We start from the raw sequence: 18,505 nt of genomic DNA on the forward strand, positions 1-18,505 counted from the left end.
CCTGTCGCAGAGCAGAAGGCAGGAGATCATGCAGCCCGAAACCCTCCTCAACCAGCGCTACCACGTGACTGAGACCATCGAGACAAGGCCCGACGCGCAGCTGCTGCGCGCCAGCGACACTCAGCGCCAGCAAGGGGTGCTGATCGAGCTGGCCGCGCTGGCCCCGCCCGCCCGCGAGGCGATGGCCGCGCTGGCCCGCCAGATCGCCGGGGCGCAGCACCCGCTGCTGCTGCCCCTGATCGACCACTTCGCCACCGAGGGCGGCTACGCTCTGGTCTGCCCCGACCTGGGAGAGGCAGTGGAGCCGCAGCAGCTGCCCGAGCGCGAGGCGCTGGGCCAGATGGCCGTGCTGCTCGACCTGGTCGAGCAGTTCCACACCAGCGCGCCGCCGATCTGCATCGGCGCGGTTGGCCCCAGCGACCTGCGGGCCGACGCCCAGAGCTGGCAGATCACGCCCTTCCCGTTCGCGCGCATGGTCGGCGACGCGCCGTCGCCTTTCCAGGCCCCCGAGCTGGCCGCGCCAGGCTCCGAGCCGACGCCTGCCAGCGACACCTACGCGCTCTGCGCCCTGCTGCTGCACGCGCTCACCGGGGCCGCGCCCGCCGCCCAGCCCCAGCGCAGCGCCGACGACGCCAGACTGCCCGGCATCCGCTCGAAGCTGCTGGCGCGGCTGCTGGCGCGCGGCCTTCAGGAGCGGGCGGCCAACCGCTACCAGCGAGCGGGCGAGCTGCGTCGCGCCATCGAGACAGTGCGCCTGATGGAGGGCGAGTCGCTGGGGCTGGGGCCGGATGCCCTGCCCGCCGCGCCGCCGCCCCAGGCCCTGCCCGAGCAGGACATCCGCATCGGGGCGGGCTGCTGGCTGACCATGGGCGCTGCCGCGCTGCTGCTGATCGTGCTGGCCATCGTGCTGGTGCTCTTCCTCAGCGGCGGGCTGCGCCTGCCCACCTAGCAACAACGCTCAAATCTTCGGCGGGCGCACCCATCCCCCGCCGCTCTGAACACATAAGCGAGAAACCACCAGTGCCACACCATATTCTGATCATCGGGGCCGGGCCGGGCGGCCTTGCCACCGCCATGCGCCTGGCCGCCCAGGGCCACCGCGTCGACGTGTACGAGGCCGAGCACACCGTGGGCGGGCGCATGCGCGGCTTCTCCGACGGCGACTATCACTTCGACACCGGCCCCACCATCCTGCAGGTGCCGCGCGTCTACGACGAGCTGTTCGCCGCCTGCGGGCTGCGCCGCGAGGACTACGTGGAGTTCCTGCGCGTGTCGCCCAACACCCGCATCCGCTTCTGGGACAACACCCACCTCGACCTGACGTCGGACACCGCCGATTTCAAGCGCCAGCTGGCCGCCATCCGCCCCGACCTGCCCGCCGCCTTCGATCGCTGGTACACCGACCACATCGCCAAGAACCGCGCGGGCTACGGCCCCTACCTCGGCTCGCCGGTGCGCCCGCCGCTGGGCTACCTGCGCCCCGCCGAGCTGGCCGCAGCCATGCCCTTCCGCCCCTGGGAGACACTCTACGACCACTACTGGCGCTACTTCCGCGAGGAGCGCGTGGCCTACGCCCTGGCCTACCAGGCCAAGTACCTGGGCATGCACCCGCGCCACTGCTCTAGCATCTTCAGCCTCGTCACCTGGCTGGAGTTCGCCGAGGGCATCTGGCACCCCAAGGGCGGATTCCGCGCCCTGGCCCAGGCGCTGGCCCGCGCCGCATCCGACCTAGGCGTTCAGTTCCATATGGGCAAGCCCGTGCGCACCACCATTGTAGAAAACGGTGTGGCCAAGGGCATCGAGCTGGAGAGCGGCGCGCGCGTGCTGGCCGACGCCGTAGTGATCAACGCCGACTTTGGCTATGGGATGCGCACGCTGGTGCCACCCGAGGCGCGCGGCTCGTACACCGAGGGCCGGATGCGGCGGCTCTCGTTCTCGTGCTCGACCTTTATGATGTATCTGGGCGTGGACAAGCGCTACGACGACCTGCCCCACCACCAGCTCTACCTTTCTAGCAACCTGCGCCGCAGCGAGCACGCCTACGCCAGCGATGCCGTGCTGGATGAGACCGCGCCGTCGTTCTACGTGTGCAACCCCAGCATCCTCGACCCCAGCAGCGCCCCCGAGGGCCACAGCACGCTGTTCGTGCTGGTGCCGGTGCCCAACACCAGCCACCCGATCGACTGGGAGGCTAAGCGCCAGAGCTACCGCGACCTGATCATCAGCAGGCTGGGCACGCTGGGCTACACCGACGTGGCCGATCATATCGTGAGCGAGCGCGTGTACACCGCCGAGACCTGGCGCGACGACTACCGCGTGCACCTGGGCGCGGTGTTCAACCTCACGCACGGCTGGGGCCAGCTTGGCCCGCTGCGGCCCCATATCCGCTCGGATGGGGCGCGCAACCTCTACTGGATCGGCGGGGCGGTCCACCCCGGCAGCGGCCTGATGACCATTCTGGAGGCGGCGAAGAGCGCCACGCACTTTATCGGCAGCGATCTGGGCGCGGCCTAGCATCTTGGTGATCGCTGCGGCAGGCTTCCGCCGCCCATTTTCGGATTGAAAGCGGGCGGCGCGGCTTTCCCAAGCCATATCCTCGACCTCTAGAATCTTTCTTCCGACTTCTAGAATCCTCCCGTCTTCTTCTAGAATCTTTCTTCCGACTTCTAGAATCCTCCCGCCTTCTTCTAGAATCTTTTTTCCGACTTCTAGAATCCTCCCGTCTTCTTCTGGAATCTTTCTCCCGACTTCTAGAATCCTCCCGTCTTCTTCTAGAATCTTTTTTCCGACTTCTGGAATCCTCCCGTCCTCTTCTAGAATCTTTCTTCCGACTTCTGGAATCCTCCCGTCCTCTTCTAGAATCTTTCTTCCGACTTCTGGAATCCTCCCGTCCTCTTCTAGAATCTTTCTTCCGACTTCTGGAATCCTCCCGTCTTCTTCTAGAATCTTTCTTCCGACTTCTGGAATCCTCCCATCTTCTTCTAGAATCTTTCCCCCGACCTCAGGAAACACGAGCGGTACGATCCCGCACCGCCCCACAGCTGCAAGTAGCGCGATGGCATGTAAAAGGCCCTGGCGATTCTGCGCAAGAATCGCCAGGGCCTGTGTTCGACAGGGCGAGAAGCCTAGCTGACCACCTCTACCGTCGTCCCCATCGGTGCCCAGTCATAGAGCCAGGCGGCGGCCTTCAGCGGCAGGTTCACGCAGCCGTGCGAGAGCCGCGCGCCCGTGCCGAAGCGGTTGTGCCAGTAGGTGCCGTGCAGCGCTACCCCGCCGTTAAAGTACATCACATTGGGCACATTGGGCACCTTCCAGGGCACGCCATCGAGCACGCCCTTCATGGTCTGCTCTTTGATCTTCGCATAGACCGAGAACGTGCCCTCGGGCGTATTCATGCCGTCGCGGCCCGTGGAGACCGGGGCCGAGAACACCTGCTCGCCATCCTCGTAGGCATACATCCACTGGTCGCTCAGGTTCACCACGATCAGCTTCTCGGCCTTGACCACCCGCTTGGGCTTTTCCGCCGGGGCGGGCTTGGCGGCGGGCTTGGCGGCGGCAGCGCGCGGCGTGGGGGCCGGTGTGGGGCGCGGCGTGGCCACCGGCGTGGGCGTAGCGGTGGGGATGTCCAGCGACGCAACGTTAGCCGAGACCGGCGCGCTCGGCCCGTACTCGGGAGCGCCCCAGTTGGCCAGGCGCTCAGTGTCGATCTGCATCAGCTCGGCCAGGGCGCGGCCCAGGTCGCCCACCACGATCTCGCGGTCGCTGCCCGCCTGGGTGGTATCGCGCTCGATGCGCACGTTCTGGAAGTACTGCACCAGCCGCTGGCCGTGCTCGGTCAGCTCCCAGTAGGCCTCGCTGATCGGCGCGCCGAAAACATCCTCGCCACCATAGCTCTGCCAGAACGAGAGAAACGGCTCGCGCAGCGTGTGGCCGGTCTCCTCGAACTCCAGGGTCGATGCGCCCGCGCCACGGCGGCTGGGCGCTGCCGCAAAGGTCTTCCACAGCGCCTCGGCGTACTCGCTGCCCACCGCGCCCAGGCGTATAGATACCTCGCCGGTCTTCTCATCGGTGATCTGCTCCAGCCGACCGCCCTCGAAGTACTGGCGCACCACGCCATCGGTATCGCTGGCCTCGGCAATCGGCGCGCCCAGCACGCGCTCGCCATGGTTGGCGTTCCAGAAGCTCAGAAAGCCATAGGTATCGTCCAGAAAATGGCCGGTGGCCGGAAAGTAGAGCGTGGAGGCGTCGGCGTAGACTGCGGGCGAGCCGGCAATGCCGAGCGCACCCAGTGCCAGACAGATCGCGAACAGAAATCGCCAGCAGCGCATGGGGAACCTCGTGTGGTAGAGTGCGTTTGCGCAGATTATAGTGCGGGTTCTGGGCCTGTCAAGGCACCAAAGGTTTGCGAGACGAATACCACGAAGGCGCGAAGACGCGAGGGCAGAAAAGAGAACCGTTTACCACGAAGACACGAAGACGCCACGGAGAGAGGAGAACCATTTACCACCAAGACTCCAAGGCGCCAAGGAAACAAAGGGTCGAATACCACGAAGGCGCAAAGACGCGAAGGAAAGCGCGAGAACTATTTATCACCAAAACTCCAAGGCGCCAAGAGAGAGGAGAACTATTTACCACCAAGACAGTAAGTCGGACAAGGAGACAGCGGGACAAATACCACGAAGGCGCGAAGGTGCGAAAGGAAACATGCGAAAGCGTGCTATGCTGATTCGGCGCAGCGGCGCACGTACGAGGCGCGATGAAGAAAAGGAGCAACCCAGATGAAGCGAACACGCGCCATCGAGATACTGACCGATGCCGGAATACCGCACGAGATCCGCGAGTTCAAGGCCAAGGAGTTCACCGCCGAGGAGGCGGCAGCGGGCGTGGGCATGCCGCTGGACCAAGTGTACAAGACCCTGGTGGCCCAGGGCGAGCGCGGCGTGGTGATGGCCGTCATCCCCGGCAGCGGCTCGCTGAGCCTGCGCAAGCTAGCCAATGTGGTGGGCGAGAAGCGCATGGAGATGGCCAACGTGGCCGACCTGCAGCGCCTCACCGGCTATCTCAAAGGCGGCGTCTCGCCGCTGGGGTCGAAGCGCAGCTACCCGGTGTACATCGACGAGTCGGCCATCCTGCACGAGCGCATCTCGGTGAGCGCCGGGCAGCGCGGCCTGCAGATCGTGCTGAGCGCCGACGACCTGGCGCGCGCCGCTGATGCAGCCTTCGCCGATCTAGCCGAGTAGGCCTATTCTTGCTAACCAAGTTAGCAGACAGGCGGGGTCGAAACGCGTATACTGCCCCCTATGCCGAGGCCACCCGTGGCGCGGCACTAGAGGAGGCAACACACATGTCGAAAAAACGCGCGCTGGTCACCGGCGTCACCGGCCAGGATGGCAGCTACCTTGCCGAGTTCCTGCTTGAGCAAGGCTACGACGTCATCGGGATGGTGCGGCGGTCCAGCACCGTCAACTTCGAGCGCATACGTCATATTCAGGACCGCATCACAATCGCCACCGGCGATCTGCTGGATGAGGTCTCGCTGATCAACCTGCTGCGCGACCACCGCCCGACCGAGGTCTACAACCTGGCGGCCCAGAGCTTCGTGCAGACCTCGTTCGCCCAGCCGGTGTTCACCGGCGAGGTGACGGGGATCGGCGTGACCCGCATCCTGGATGCGATCCGCATCGTGGACCCCGACATCCGCTTCTACCAGGCCAGCTCGTCGGAGATGTTCGGCAAGGTGGTGGAGGTGCCGCAGCGCGAGACCACGCCGCTGTACCCGCGCTCGCCCTACGGCGTGGCCAAGGTCTACGGCCACTGGCTGACCATCAACTACCGCGAGAGCTACAACATGTTCGCGTGCTCGGGCATCCTGTTCAACCACGAGTCGCCGCGGCGCGGGCTGGAGTTTGTGACCCGCAAGATCACCAACGCCGTGGCGCGGATCAAGCTGGGGCTGGACAAAGAGCTGCGCCTGGGCAACCTGGAGGCCCAGCGCGACTGGGGCTTCGCAGGCGACTACATCAAGGCGATGTGGCTGATGCTGCAGCAGGACCAGCCGGACGACTACGTGGTGGCGACGGGCAAGACCCACTCGGTGCGGCGCTTCTGCGAGGTGGCGTTCGGCCACGTGGGCCTGAACTACCAGGACTACGTGGTGACAGATGAGCGCTTCATGCGGCCCGCCGAGGTCGATCTGCTGATCGGCGACCCGACGAAGGCCCAGGAGAAGCTGGGCTGGCAGCAGGAGACCAGCTTCGAGCAGTTGGTCGCAATGATGGTCGACTCCGACCTGCGGGCGCTGGGCGAGGCGCGCTAGCCGAGGGCGGCGAGAATACGAAGGGGCGGCGTCGAACATTCGACGCCGCCCCTTTTCTGCTGCCCAACGCGCTACTGGCCCAGCCGGTCGAGCGCGGCCTGGGCCTCGGCGGCCCACGGGCTGCCTGCGGCCTGCTCCAGCGCCGACTTGTAGGCCAGGTAGGCATTGGCGCGGTCGCCCTGCTGCTCGCGGGCGACGCCCTGGTAGTACTGGGCCTCGGGGTAGCTGCCCGCCGGGGCCTGCGCCAGCGCCAGATCGAACTGCTGGCTGGCGCGGGATGCCTGGCCATCGGCCAGATAGCTGCGGCCTAGCCAGTAGTGGGCCTCGGCGAAATTGCTGCGGTAGCGCACCGCCGCCTCTAGGTCGCCACGGGCCTTGGCCAGGCTGCCATCGCCGATCAGCAGCAGGGCGCGGCGGTAGTAGGCCTCGGCGGCGGTGCGGTCGAAGTCAATCGCCTTGGTGTAGGCCTCACGCGCGGCGTCGCGGTCGCCCTCCTGCTCGTAGACCAAGCCATCCAGCACGTAGGCCTCGGGGTAGCTGCGGCGCAGCGCCACGGCCTTGGCCACCGAGGCGTGGGCCTCGGCCAGGGTGCCAGCGCCCGCCGCCTGGGTCTTGGCCAGGCCATAGTAGGCCTCGGGGTAGTTGGCGCGCAGCGCGAGGGCCTGCTCGTAGGCGGCCTTGGCGGCCTGGATGTCGCGGGCCTGGAGCTTGGCCTCGCCATCCCAGAAGTGCGCCTCGGCGGACTGCGGGTCGAGGCCCATCACCTGGGTGAAGTAGCCCTGGGCCACATCCCAGCTGCCCCCGGCGGCGGCGGCGCGGCCCAGGCCCAGCAGCGGCTCGCTGGTGCCGGGGGCGGCCTGCTGCGCCTGGGTGAAGTGCTCGGTCGCGCCCTTGGGGTCGCCCAGCGCCAGCGAGATATCGCCCAGCAGCGCGAAGGTGGGCGCGGTGGAGCCGCCGGGCAGGGCGGCGGCGCGCTCGGCCTCGCGGGCGGCGGCCTTGGCATCGCCCTGCGCCAGGTAGACGCGGGCCATGCCCTGGCGCGGGCCGGGGTCGCTGGGGGAAAGCTCGGCAGCCTTGCGGTAGGCATCCATAGCCCGCGCATCCTCGCCCGCGATCAGCAGCACCCGCCCGATCTCCTGCAGGGCCGCCGCATCGTGGGTGCCCGAGCGCAGGGCCACGTCGTACTGCTTGGCGGCGCGGTCGAATTCGCCGTTGGTGGCGTAGATCTGGCCAAGCTCCACGCGGGCCTGGGGCAGCGACCCATCGAGCGCGACGGCGTGCTCGAACTGCTGGCGGGCCAGATCGCTCTGGCCCTGCTGCTTGCACACCAGGCCCAGCTGGTAGGCCACCATGGCGTCGTTGGGCGCGATGGTCGACGCGCGCTCTAGGGCGCTCTGCGCGGCGGAGAGGTTACCCGCCGCGATATAGAGGTCGCTCAGCTGCTTGAGCGCATCCAGGTTATTCTGGTTGGCCAGGGGCAGCAGCACCTGCTCGGCGTCGGCGTAGCCGCCCGCGCCGCTGCGCTGCAGCGTGGCGGCCAGAGACAAGGTGTCCTGGGTGCTGCCGCGCTGCTCGGCCAGCCAGCGCCGCTGGGCGATGGCCGTCTGCCAGTCGCCATCCTGCTCGGCCAGCAGGGCCAGCTGCGAGTGCGCGGGGTAGAACAGCGGGTCGCGGCTGATCGCCTCGCCCAGGTAGGCCTTGGCCTGCTGGCGGTCGGTTTCGAGCGCGGCCTGGGCCAGGCCAAAGGCCGGCTCGGGGCGGCTGGCCGCGAAGCCGTTGACCTGCTCGAAGGTCTGGCGGGCCAGATCGCGCTTGCCCGCCAACAGCTGGCTGAAGCCCAGCAGCACACCCGCCTCGGCATCCTGGGGAGCCTGCTGGAACAGCTCGCCCATCTCGCGCTCGATCTTGGTGGTGGTGGCGCGCTGGCCGCTGAAGAAGGAGGCCAGGCCATCCATGGCCTTCTCGCCGCCGTTGCGCTCGCGGTCAAGCTCCAGATCGAGCGCCGCCAGCAGCTTGCGCTGCTCGAAGCGCGCGGCGTCGGCCAGCCGCGCCTGCTGGTTGGCCACCTGCGACTGGTAGACATGGCCCGAGACATCTGCCGAGACCGCCAGGCCCTGCCAGCTGCGGGCTAGATCGGCCAGCTGATCGATCGTGTCGGCGATCTGCTGGTGGGGGCCGTCCACCTCGCTGCGGCTGAGCGCCTGGCCCGTCAGCAGCTCCCACAGCAGCTGGTCGTTGCTGCCCACCGAGCGGCTCAGGGCCAGCCGCACCCGCTGGGCGGCCAGCCCGGCCCGCAGCCGCTGCGACAGCAGATCATGGTACTGATCGATGGTGGCCTGAGCCTCGGCGCGCACCTTCAGGTCGGCATCCTGCAGAGTGCGCTCGGCGTCATCCAGCCGCTTCGCGCCCAGGTAGGCGTCGATCAGGGCCTGTTCGGTCTCCACCGACATGCTGGCCAGCGGCACCTGCTCAAGCTCGGCGGCGGCATCGGCGTAGCGCTGCTGGGCGAGCATAGCGATGGCGCGATTGCGGCGCAGCTCGGCCAGATCCTGCGGCCCCAGCAGCGCCTGGGCCTGCGCAAAAGCCTGATCGGCCTCGGCGGCGCGGGCATCCTGCAGAATAGCGCCTAGGTTGTTGGCCAGCAGCGCCATCTCGCTGGGCTGGCCGGGGGCCATGTCGAGCACGCCGGTGCGGCGGTACTCATCGGCGGCGGCGGCCATGTTGCCGGTGGCCCAGAGGATGTTGCCGCGAACGGCGCGGGGCAGCGGCTGGGCCAGCTCGGGGTAGTCGTTGAGCAGCGTGCCCAGGTCGGCGTAGGCGATGTCGTACTGGCCAGCGCCATATGCGCCCAGCGCACGCAGCAGCGGCGGCAGGATGACCTTGCCGTTGATCGGCGCGGCGCTCAGGCTATAGGCGTGGGGCATGGCGAAGCGCCCGCTGTAGCCGCCCCAGGCGTTGGGCGCATACATCCCGCTGGGCACATACACCAGCATGGGCATCAGCGAGGGCTGATCGAGCGTACCGCCGTCGGCGAGCGTGCCGTAGAGCATGGCGTCGGCCCCGGCCTGGCGCATCTTGGTCTCGGCATCGGCCACGCTGGCGGGCGCGTCGGCAGCAGCCGAGGCGGCCAAGCCCTGGCGCTGCAGCTCGGCCACCAGCTCGCGAGCCGCCGCGCGCCCGGCCTCATCCACCTGGCCTGCGGGGCTGGCGAACGGAGCGACGATCACGGTAAACTGATCACGCGGGACAAAGAACGAGCGGGGAAACAGCACGATGCCAAGCACCAGCGCCAGCGCGAGTCCCACCAGCATCAGCGTGCGCTGCGAGATGGCGGGCAGGCGGCTAGTCCTAGCGCCAGCAGACGAGGGCAGCGCCGCGCGCGGCGCAAAATTGGCCTCGAACGACTCGCCATCTTGCACCACCGTCACCTTTTCCGATGGCGCGGGGCGGCGGATCAGGCGGAGCGCCTGCTGGAGGGCCTGCCGAGCATAGTCGCGCGCCCATGGGTAGCGTGCCAGCACCACCAGCAGAAGTACGGCGAGGGCCAGCACCACCAGCAGCACAATCATATCGACCTCGAAGTTCAGCTCTGATGCAGACAACCTGCGGCGAGGCATAGGCCAAACGGTCTGCCGCCCGCCGACTCAGGCATTATACGCCACTTGCAGGCTGCCCGCCCAGCGGGGCGAGTCGCAGGACCATCTCTAGGAACTCATGGGTGTGGAAGGGCTGCTGGATGCGCGCGGCCACCTGGTGCGCGTCGGCGTAGGCGGCATCCTCGGCGCGGGTCAGCAGCGCCAGCACTGGCGTGTCGGGGGTGCTCTCCTGCACAGTGGTGGCCAGCTCCCACAGCGGCTCGCCCAGGCGCGCGTCCACCACGATCAGCGCCAGGTCGAAGGCCTGCGCCAGCAGGGCGTGGGCATCGGGCACGCTCTTGGCCTCGAACACGCGGTAGCCCTGATCGCGCATGGATGTGCCCAGCAGGCCATGCAGCGGCGCGTCGGCGCTGATCAACAGCACCGCTGGGATGGCCGCGCCGCGCCGGTCAGGCTCGAGCGCAAGCTCCTCGGGGCCGCGCACATCGATAGCGTAGCTGCTGCCGGGCTGCTGCTTGGCGTAGTGCTTCATCTCGGCGGCCACGCGGCCCACATCCTCGTAGTCGGCGTAGCGGGTGATGCGGTTGGTCACGCCGCCGATCGAGATACTGACGATCGGAAACTGCCGCGTCACGCCGTGGCGGTCGACGCCCTGCAGGTAGCCGCGCTCAAGATCCTCGGGGTCGTAGAGCGCGCGCACATTGCGGTCGAACGACTCGATCAGCGCCGCGCACAGCTGGTCGATCTGGTCGGGCGAGGCCAGGATGGCGAAGTCGTCGCCGCCGATATGGCCCGCGAACTCGCCGCCCACCCCGTACTCGCGTAGCGTGTCGGTCATCACGTCGGCCATCAGCTTGATCACGCGGTCGCCACGCGCGAAGCCATAGGTGTCGTTAAACGCCTTGAAGTTATCCATATCGATATACAGCAGGGCGAAGGGCTCCTCGCGCTTGAGGCGAAACTTGATCTCCTCGGTCAGCAGGATGTTGCCAGGCAGCCCGCTGAGCGGGTTGCGCACCGAGGGCAGCGCGGCGCGGCGCAGGTGGCCTTTGATCCGCGCCAGCAGCTCGGGGATGTTGAACGGCTTGGTCACATAGTCATCTGCGCCGGTCTCGAAGCCCACCACCACATCGTTGGGGGCCGACCGCGCGGTCAGGATGATCATGGGGATATGGGCGGTGCGGGTGTCGTTGCGCAGCTGGCGGATCGCCTCGTAGCCATCGAGGCCGGGCATCATCAGATCCACCAGAATAAGATCGGGGATATTTTCCTGGGCAAGGCGGATCAGGTGATCGCCATTGCGGGCAGAGATCACCTCGTAGCCTTGATCCTGCAACACCAGCTCAAGAAGTTGACGGACCGATTTTTCATCGTCTGCAATGATGATACGAATGCTCATGATACCGTAAAAGTAGAAGGAGAACAGAAGCGTGATCGTGTGTGCGAGCTATCTCCCCCCGTCCTCCTACTAGATGACGAGCTGGGCGTAGAGGCTTTCCAAGCTCAGATCTTGCCGCACCGTCTCGGAAGTCTGCAGGGTCAGTGTGGCGGCGCTCACCCCAAGGCGAACGGCCTCATCGATCTGCAGGTGGTTCTGGATGCCGTAGATAATCGTGGCCGTCATGGCATCGCTCGCCCCAGTCGCATCGACGATCTCCACATCCGGCGCGGGAACATGGCCGCTCACATCCGAGGTGGCGAAGCTCACGCCCGCGCCGGACAGCGTGACCACCGCCAGCTCGACCCCGAAGCTCACCAGCTGTTTGGCGGCGCGGATGCCATCCTCGACATCGTTCACCGCAATGCCGGTGAGCGCCTGGGCCTCGATCGCGTTGGGCACCACCAGCGAGAACTGGCCGAGGTAGGGGCGATAGCGCAGCGCGGGCATATAGGCGACAGGGTCGAGCCCAACAGCGATGCCCTCGTCGCTGCAGATCTCCAGGATGGCCTCGGCGGTCTCAAGCGGCAGGTTGGCGTCCATCATCACCATTCGCGCCGAGCGGATCAGGTCGGCGTGGTCGGCCACATATGCGGGCGAGAGCGCCTCGATCGATTCGGTGTCATCAAGGCCAAACAGCAGACGCCCGCGTGAGTCGAGCAGGGCCATGTAGGCGGCAGAGTGGCGGCTGCAGTTCATCAGCACGTGGTCGGTATTCACCCCGGCGCGCTCGGTCTGCTGGATGATAGCCTGGCCAAAATCATCTTCGCACACCACGCTCAGCAGGGCCGCGCGGCTGCCCAGCCGCGCCAGGTTCTCGGCGATGTTGCGCGCGCAGCCGCCCGCGCTGATCCGCACCATCCCGGGGTTGGATGTGCCCTGCACGCTCGACGAGAGCGCGCGGCCTTTGATGTCGATGCAGGCCGCCCCGATGACAACAACATCGGGCGTCGCACGCGCGCCCGATCCCGACTCACCTGTCGCCGCTGTGCTGTCCATAGCTCTCGCTTATCTGCATAGAAGCGGCGAGCTGCGAGTATGGCGGCGCGCCAGCCAGGGCGCACCTAGATACCGGTAGCTTGCAAGCCCATGCGCTACTTCTTGTCGTTGGGTCGAAAGTTCTCGTTAAACCACCGGCTCAGCTCCAGATCCAGCACGCGGTCGCCCGGATCTTCCGACGCGCTCACGATAATATCCTCAAGCAGCGATGGCGGGATATTCTGGATGCCCGCGTCGCGCACGGCGGCGATCAGCTTGCTCACGCGGTCGGCCTCGGCGTCCACCTTGGCCTCGTGCAGGCGCTTGATGCGGGCGTAGTCGTTCTCGCGGCGCTTGGCGTCGGCGTCGCCCACATCGCCCTTGGGGAAGGCGTCGCCGGGGATTACCACCTTATCCACCGCCAGCAGCGTGGTGATCACGCCCCAGCGGTTCACGCGCTCGTTCAGCTGCTGCAGCAGCGCAGGCTGCAGCGACTCCTGCTCGGCGCCGGTGAAGACCCGATAGGGCGACTCGACGCTGCGGATCACGCTGCGAGCTACGTCATCCACCTCGGCCTTCATCTGCTCGTCGAGCAGGCGCTCCCAGAACAGCACATCGGTGCGGGCCTCCTCGGCGGTCTTGCCTAGATCCTTGGCGATCTTGGTCTGCACCAGGCCGCGGTTGGGGATGCCGGCCATGGCGCGCGGCGCGGCGTCGCGGTCGGCGATCTTGTACTCCACGTGCACGTGGATCTCGGGCACGTTCTTGCCCTTGGTGTTGATGTCGGAGACCACCACATCGGTGCTCAGCGGGTAGAGCGGGATCTCGGCCAGGGTGCGCTCAAGCACCGGCATGCGCGGCGCGGCCAGCGGCGCGGGCAGGTTCACGATCTCGCCGGTGTAGGTGCGCACCGAGAGGATGGCGCGGTCGCCGGGCACGCGCTGGATGTTGGCCGAGAACCACACGAACACGCCCAGCATGGCCATGGCCCACAGCGTAGGCACCAGCACCGCCCCGATGCCGCCAAAACGGTCGGCGCCCAACAGGTAGGCGGCCACCACCGACACCAGGGCCGCCAGCCCGCCCACGATGCCGATCTCGCGCCAGTCGCCCACGCGCACGATCAGCAGGCAGATCGCGATGATGATCACGCTCAGGCCGGTGACCAGCGGGTTCTGGTCGGTCACAATATAGATCGCCAGCAGCGATACAAAGAGCAGGCCCAGCACAACCGAGGCGGCGATGTCTTTGACTTGCATGCTTATACCTCCAGCAGAACTTTGAGCTTGCCATGGGCGGCCTGGAAGCCTTTCAGGCCGTCCTCTAGCAGAAAGCGATCCGCTACCAGCGGCTCGGTGGGGATGAGGCCGCTGGCCATGGCGCGCAGGGCTGGCGCGAACGGCCCGCAGCGCGAGCCGAGCAGCTGCAGCTCGTCCACCACCACCGCGCTCAGGTTGATCGGCGAGTCGCCGTGGTAGGTGCTCTTCAGCACCAGCCGACCGCGCGGGCGCACCAGGCGCAGCGCGGTGGCCAGCCCGCTGGCGTTGCCGGTGGCATCCACCACTAGGTCGAACGAGCGCGGGCGCAGCGCACCGCTGGCCCGGTCGGTGGCGCTGGCGCTGGGCATGGCGGCCACGCCCAGCTCGCGCAGCAGGCCCCAGCGCTCGGGGTGGCGGCCCAGCATCACCAGCTCTGCGCCCGTCAGGCGCAGGGCCATGGCGCACAGCAGGCCCAGCTTGCCATCGCCCACCACAGCCACGCGCTCGGTCGGGCGGATGTGGGCGTGCTCCAAGATCTCGAAGGCGGCGGCCAGCGGCTCGGTGAAGACAGCCGCGGTGTCGGGCAGGGCCGCGGGCACCTCGTGGAGGCACGCGATCGGCAGCGAGAAGCGCTCGGCCATCACGCCGTCGCGCCCGCCGATGCCCAGAGTGGTGCGCTGGGGGCAGTGGGTTGGGTCGCCGCGCAGGCACGTGGGGCAGCGCAGGCAGGCGGCGTTGATCTCGCCGACGACGCGCTTCCCAACCCAGAAGGACTCCTCGCAGGCGATCACCTCGCCTACAAACTCGTGGCCGAGCACGCCGTGAAAACCCATATAGCCACGCGTGATCTCGATATCGGTGTTGCAGATACCGACAAGCCGCGGGCGAATCAGCGCCTCGCCACGCTGGAGTGATGGCTCCGGGTAGTTTCGATCGAGGTGAAGCTGGCCGTCAAACACGAGCGCGCGCATTGCGTTCTCACCATGTGTGGCGGAGCTTTTCTGCGGCAGCGGCGGCGATACCATCGAAAAAATGCCTATCGCACGCATATACCACTGGAAAGCACTATAGGAGTGCATTATACTACACGCGGCATGGGTAAAGCAATATACTCCTGTGGCGAGAAAGCGCGTAGCAGCGCGGTTTTTCGCGTGTCGGCGTGCCGCACGCGTGGTAAAACCCGCCGCGCCGACGCTGGCGGCGGCGCAGGTGCCGCCGCACCCCCGAGATCATGCGCTCTGGCGCGGCGCGGGTCAGCCTGCGCCGCGTGGAAAGTGAGGAACAGATGCTTCGTGTTGTGTATATGGGAACCCCCGGCTTCGCCACCATCCCGCTGGATGCGCTGGCCGCCGACCCGCGCTACCAAGTGGTGGGCGTGGTGACCCAGCCCGATCGCCCGGCCCGCCGCAGCAGCGCGCCCGAGCCGCCGCCGGTGAAGCTGGCCGCCCAGCGCCTGGGCCTGCCGGTATTCCAGCCCGAGACGCTGCGCAGCGAGGAGGCCGTGGCCCAGCTCGCGGCGCTGCGGCCCGATGTGGGCGTGGTGGCGGCCTACGGCGAGCTGCTGCGCCGCAATGTGCTGGCCATCCCGCGCCTGGGCTACCTGAACATCCACCCGTCGCTGCTGCCCCGCTGGCGTGGCCCCACGCCCACCACCGGCGCTATCCTGGCGGGCGATGCCGAGGCGGGCGTGACGGTGATGCTGCTGGAGACCAAGATGGACAGAGGCCCCATCCTGGCCCAGCACCGCGAGCCGCTGGCCGCCGACGCGCGGGCGGGCGACCTGACCGAGGCTATGTTCCACGTGGGCGCGCGGCTGCTGCTGGATGCGCTGGATGCCTACGCCAGCGGTGCGCTGGTGCCCCAGCCGCAGGATGATGCGCTGGCCACCTACACCAAGCTGCTGACCCGCGCCGATGGCCAGATCGACTGGGGCGGCGACGCGGCCCAGATCGAGCGCATGACGCGGGCCTACGACCCGTGGCCCGGGGCCTTCACCGCGTGGCGCGGCCAGCAGCTGCGCATCCTGGCGGCGCGGGTGGCCGAGCGGCCTGCCCAGGCCGCCCCCGGCCAGATCGCGGCCTCGCGCACGGGGGTGGCGGTGGCGTGCGGCCAGGGCGCGCTAGAGCTGCTGACCGTGCAGCCTGCGGGCAAGCGCCCCATGGCCGCGCTAGACTGGGCGCGCGGCCAGCGCGACCTGGATGGGGCCTCGTTCGGAGCCTAGCCCGCCACGCAGAAAGGCCGGGCGATCGCGTGCGATCGTCCGGCCTTTCTGCGCGCAGCGGAGGCGTTAGTCATGGCGGCCAAAGCCGAGGTAGAAGCCCGCAGCCACGATCGCCACTGGGATGAGCAGCGTCATGCCGCCCATCAGCATGGGCATCTGCATGCTAGCGATGAACATGCTGAACAGCAGCAGGATGGTGCCGGGGATGGCTGGCCACGAGCTGCGCTGCTGGAACAGCATCTGGCCCAGGAACATCAGGGCGAAGAAGCCCACCGACATGCCGAAGAAGAAGCCCGCGCCGCCCAGAAGCTGCGCAAAGGTGACGGCCAGCGCGAAGCCGCCGATGATCGAGCCTGGGATGATCAGGCCGTAGATCCGCTTCCACAGGCCAAAAAATAAAAAGCAGCTCGATACCATCGAGAAGAAAATACTGCCGCGCAGATCGATGCCATCCAACAGGCCAAACAGGCCGATGCTCTCGCTTGCACCAAAGAACAGCCGCCCTGCCAGCAGCACGCCGCCGCCGATCATCAGCAGGATGGCCCAGAGCCGCTGCCGATCGGCCGAGACGTGCGTCAGCGGCTGGGGCGCTTGATAGGCCGCATGCTCGCTGGCGCGGGCGCGCTCGGTGTCCTGATCGGTGTAGTCGTAGCTCATACCCTCACTCCTTTGGCTTATCTCTGTCGCAATTGGCTATTCGACTGCGAGGCTCGCATGATTGTTGCAGGACTTTTGACGGATGTGGCGGGCTGCACCCTACAGGTATTAAACACTATAAAAGCGACAATCACATACGATCATCTCAGAAACACTGTCATTTCGCCCAGGAATGCAGTTGTTTATCCTAGAAACACGGTTGTTTATCCCAGAAACGTGGTCATCTATCATGAATCGGCGGCCTCGCCCATCCAGCAAAGGGGTGGGGTGCTGCCAGCTGGCCATGATCCAGCCCGCAGCAGGAAGGCCCGGCCCAGGGCGGCAGGCCACTTTTCCGCTTTCCCTACGGCAGATCGGGCGTGCGCAGAATGAATCGGGTGCGGCGTCTATTCGTGGTAGTATAGCGGCGATCAAGCCTTCATCTTGAACGCCAGGAGGATCACATGGCCGAGCGAATCGGGTTTATTGGGCTAGGGATTATGGGCCAGGGAATGGCGCGCAACCTCCTCCGGGCCGGGTTCGAGCTGACGGTGTGGAACCGCACCGCATCGCGCGCCGACGAGCTGGTGGCCGAGGGCGCGCAGCTGGCCGCCAGCCCCGCCGAACTGGCCGCGCAGAGCGACATCATCATCTCGTGCGTGAGCGACGTGCCGGATGTGGAGCAGGTGCTGCTGGGCGATCAGGGCGCGATCCACGGCGCGCAGCCGGGCGCGCTGGTGATCGATATGAGCACGATCAGCCCGCAGGCGACGCGCAGCATCGGCGCGAAGCTGGCCGAGCAGGGCGTGAAGCTGCTGGACGCGCCGGTGAGCGGCGGCAGCGAGGGCGCGGCGCGCGGCACGCTCTCGATTATGGTGGGCGGCGACACGGCGGATGTGGAGCGGGCCAGGCCAGTGTTTGAGGCCATGGGCAAGGCGATCACCCACATCGGCGGCCTGGGCGACGGCCAGACGGCCAAGCTGTGCAACCAGATCCTGGTGGTGGGCACCACGCTGGCGGTCTCCGAGGCCTTCCTGTTCGCGCAGGCCAACGGGATCGACCTGCACAAGATGCTGGCGGCGGTGGAGCACGGCGCGGCGGGCAGCTGGACGCTCTCGAACCGTGGGCCGCAGATGCTAGCGCGCGACTGGCGGCCTGGGTTCACAATCGACCTGCAGCAGAAAGATCTGAAGCTGGTGCTGAAGGCCGCCGACGAGGTGGGCGTGCCGGTGATGTTCACGGCCATGATCTCGAACATGTACCGCTCGCTGCAGGCGCGCGGGCTGGGGCTAGAGGGCAACCACGCGCTGATCAAGGCGCTGGAGGCGCTGGCCCAGATCGAGGTGGGCGAGCAGGCGGCGTAGGGGCGCGGCGGGGCAGCGCGGCCCCGCAGGCCCAGCGCCTAGCGGCTGCGCACCACGCCCAGGCGCGGGCAGAGGTGGCTCACCGGGCACTCGCTGCAGCGCGGCGAGGTGGGGTGGCAGATGTTTTGCCCCAGCGTCACCAGCAGCCCGTTGATGATGCTCCAGTAAGGCGGCGGCAGCTTCTGGCGCAGGGCCAGCTCGGTCTCATCCGGGGTCTTGGTGAGCACGTAGCCGAAGCGGTTGCAGATGCGATGGACGTGGGTGTCGACGCAGATGCCGGGCAGGCCGAAGCCCGCCGTCACCACTAGGTTGGCGGTCTTGCGGCCCACGCCGGGCAGCTCCAGCAGGGCGTCGAGGTCGGATGGTACCTGGCCGCCGTAGCGGGCCAGCAAGATCTGGCAGATCTGCAGGATGGATCGCGCCTTGGTGCGGTAGAAGCCCACGGGGTAGATAAGCTGGGCCAGCTCCTCTTCGCTGAGCGCCAGCATGGCCTGGGGCGTGCTGGCGCGGGCGAACAGGCGCGGTGCCACCACCGATGTGAGCGTGTCCTTGGTGCGCAGGCTCAGGATGGTGGCGATCAGGATGTGGAAGGGCGTCTGCGACTCCTCGCCCATGGCCTCGATCAGCGGCTGCTGGAAGCGCGGCATGGTCTCGCGCAGGATGGCGATCGCGGCATCAATGTCAAATGGTTCCATGG

14 protein-coding genes are annotated in these 18,505 nt (G+C 67.3%); 6 read left to right on the plus strand and 8 right to left on the minus strand.

All coding sequences use genetic code 11. From position 1 onward, the window contains the following. Positions 1–28 precede the first annotated feature (28 nt). Positions 29–949, plus strand: a complete 921-nt coding sequence (locus tag F8S13_07185; protein ID KAB8144646.1) for a hypothetical protein — start codon at positions 29–31, stop codon at positions 947–949. Between the two features lie 71 nt (positions 950–1,020). After that, complete coding sequence (gene crtI / locus F8S13_07190; protein KAB8144647.1) at positions 1,021–2,514, plus strand: phytoene desaturase; 1,494 nt, start codon at positions 1,021–1,023, stop codon at positions 2,512–2,514. 611 nt (positions 2,515–3,125) lie between these two features. Here the strand turns inward: crtI and F8S13_07195 are convergent. Next, positions 3,126–4,328, minus strand: a complete 1,203-nt coding sequence (locus F8S13_07195; GenBank protein ID KAB8144648.1) for a L,D-transpeptidase — start codon at positions 4,326–4,328, stop codon at positions 3,126–3,128. 450 nt (positions 4,329–4,778) lie between these two features. Here F8S13_07195 and ybaK point away from each other — a divergent pair, with 450 nt between their 5' ends. Both ybaK and gmd read left to right on the plus strand, forming a co-directional pair. Next, on the plus strand, positions 4,779–5,240 hold the full coding sequence (ybaK, locus tag F8S13_07200) for a Cys-tRNA(Pro) deacylase (GenBank protein KAB8144649.1): 462 nt from the start codon (positions 4,779–4,781) through the stop codon (positions 5,238–5,240). A gap of 104 nt (positions 5,241–5,344) precedes the next feature. Next, on the plus strand, positions 5,345–6,316 hold the full coding sequence (gmd, locus tag F8S13_07205; protein KAB8144650.1) for a GDP-mannose 4,6-dehydratase: 972 nt from the start codon (positions 5,345–5,347) through the stop codon (positions 6,314–6,316). 71 nt (positions 6,317–6,387) lie between these two features. Here the strand turns inward: gmd and F8S13_07210 are convergent, their stop codons facing one another. The 5 genes from F8S13_07210 to F8S13_07230 form a co-directional block, all read right to left on the minus strand. Continuing rightward, the gene (locus F8S13_07210) at positions 6,388–9,933 is read right to left on the minus strand and encodes a tetratricopeptide repeat protein (GenBank protein ID KAB8144651.1); all 3,546 of its coding nucleotides are present in this window, start codon (positions 9,931–9,933) and stop codon (positions 6,388–6,390) included. A 34-nt stretch (positions 9,934–9,967) separates the two neighbouring features. Continuing rightward, positions 9,968–11,311, minus strand: coding sequence for a response regulator (locus F8S13_07215; GenBank protein KAB8144652.1), 1,344 nt, complete (start codon positions 11,309–11,311; stop codon positions 9,968–9,970). Between the two features lie 69 nt (positions 11,312–11,380). Further along, positions 11,381–12,349 (minus strand): ribokinase, encoded by a 969-nt coding sequence (locus F8S13_07220; protein KAB8144653.1) that lies wholly within the window; start codon positions 12,347–12,349, stop codon positions 11,381–11,383. Positions 12,350–12,444: 95 nt separating this feature from the next. After that, entirely contained in the window at positions 12,445–13,587 is a 1,143-nt protein-coding gene (locus tag F8S13_07225) for a hypothetical protein (GenBank protein ID KAB8144654.1), read from the minus strand. Between the two features lie 2 nt (positions 13,588–13,589). Next, positions 13,590–14,558 carry an alcohol dehydrogenase catalytic domain-containing protein gene (locus F8S13_07230; GenBank protein KAB8144655.1) on the minus strand — a complete coding sequence of 323 codons (969 nt, stop codon included), beginning with the start codon at positions 14,556–14,558 and terminating at the stop codon, positions 13,590–13,592. A 332-nt stretch (positions 14,559–14,890) separates the two neighbouring features. Here F8S13_07230 and F8S13_07235 point away from each other — a divergent pair, with 332 nt between their 5' ends. After that, on the plus strand, positions 14,891–15,808 hold the full coding sequence (locus F8S13_07235) for a methionyl-tRNA formyltransferase (GenBank protein KAB8144689.1): 918 nt from the start codon (positions 14,891–14,893) through the stop codon (positions 15,806–15,808). A gap of 66 nt (positions 15,809–15,874) precedes the next feature. On the opposite strand, the gene F8S13_07240 is transcribed toward F8S13_07235, so the two are convergent. After that, positions 15,875–16,465: a hypothetical protein gene (locus tag F8S13_07240; GenBank protein KAB8144656.1), complete on the minus strand. Its 591-nt coding sequence runs from the start codon at positions 16,463–16,465 to the stop codon at positions 15,875–15,877. Positions 16,466–16,908: 443 nt separating this feature from the next. Here F8S13_07240 and F8S13_07245 point away from each other — a divergent pair, with 443 nt between their 5' ends. Beyond that, positions 16,909–17,808, plus strand: a complete 900-nt coding sequence (locus F8S13_07245) for an NAD(P)-dependent oxidoreductase (protein ID KAB8144657.1) — start codon at positions 16,909–16,911, stop codon at positions 17,806–17,808. A gap of 38 nt (positions 17,809–17,846) precedes the next feature. On the opposite strand, the gene F8S13_07250 is transcribed toward F8S13_07245, so the two are convergent. Continuing rightward, positions 17,847–18,503 carry an endonuclease III gene (locus tag F8S13_07250; protein KAB8144658.1) on the minus strand — a complete coding sequence of 219 codons (657 nt, stop codon included), beginning with the start codon at positions 18,501–18,503 and terminating at the stop codon, positions 17,847–17,849. Between the last annotated feature and the right edge of the window lie 2 nt (positions 18,504–18,505).

This window comes from Chloroflexia bacterium SDU3-3 (genome assembly GCA_009268125.1).
Taxonomy (GTDB): domain Bacteria; phylum Chloroflexota; class Chloroflexia; order Chloroflexales; family Roseiflexaceae; genus SDU3-3.

Coding starts and splice junctions, on each gene's coding strand:
- F8S13_07185 (KAB8144646.1), top strand. CDS start 29: ATGCAGCCCGAAACCCTCCTCAACCAGCGCTACCACGTGACTGAGACC.
- F8S13_07195 (KAB8144648.1), bottom strand. CDS start 4,328: ATGCGCTGCTGGCGATTTCTGTTCGCGATCTGTCTGGCACTGGGTGCG.
- ybaK (KAB8144649.1), top strand. CDS start 4,779: ATGAAGCGAACACGCGCCATCGAGATACTGACCGATGCCGGAATACCG.
- gmd (KAB8144650.1), top strand. CDS start 5,345: ATGTCGAAAAAACGCGCGCTGGTCACCGGCGTCACCGGCCAGGATGGC.
- F8S13_07210 (KAB8144651.1), bottom strand. CDS start 9,933: ATGCCTCGCCGCAGGTTGTCTGCATCAGAGCTGAACTTCGAGGTCGAT.
- F8S13_07215 (KAB8144652.1), bottom strand. CDS start 11,311: ATGAGCATTCGTATCATCATTGCAGACGATGAAAAATCGGTCCGTCAA.
- F8S13_07220 (KAB8144653.1), bottom strand. CDS start 12,349: ATGGACAGCACAGCGGCGACAGGTGAGTCGGGATCGGGCGCGCGTGCG.
- F8S13_07225 (KAB8144654.1), bottom strand. CDS start 13,587: ATGCAAGTCAAAGACATCGCCGCCTCGGTTGTGCTGGGCCTGCTCTTT.
- F8S13_07230 (KAB8144655.1), bottom strand. CDS start 14,558: ATGCGCGCGCTCGTGTTTGACGGCCAGCTTCACCTCGATCGAAACTAC.
- F8S13_07235 (KAB8144689.1), top strand. CDS start 14,891: ATGGGAACCCCCGGCTTCGCCACCATCCCGCTGGATGCGCTGGCCGCC.
- F8S13_07240 (KAB8144656.1), bottom strand. CDS start 16,465: ATGAGCTACGACTACACCGATCAGGACACCGAGCGCGCCCGCGCCAGC.
- F8S13_07245 (KAB8144657.1), top strand. CDS start 16,909: ATGGCCGAGCGAATCGGGTTTATTGGGCTAGGGATTATGGGCCAGGGA.
- F8S13_07250 (KAB8144658.1), bottom strand. CDS start 18,503: ATGGAACCATTTGACATTGATGCCGCGATCGCCATCCTGCGCGAGACC.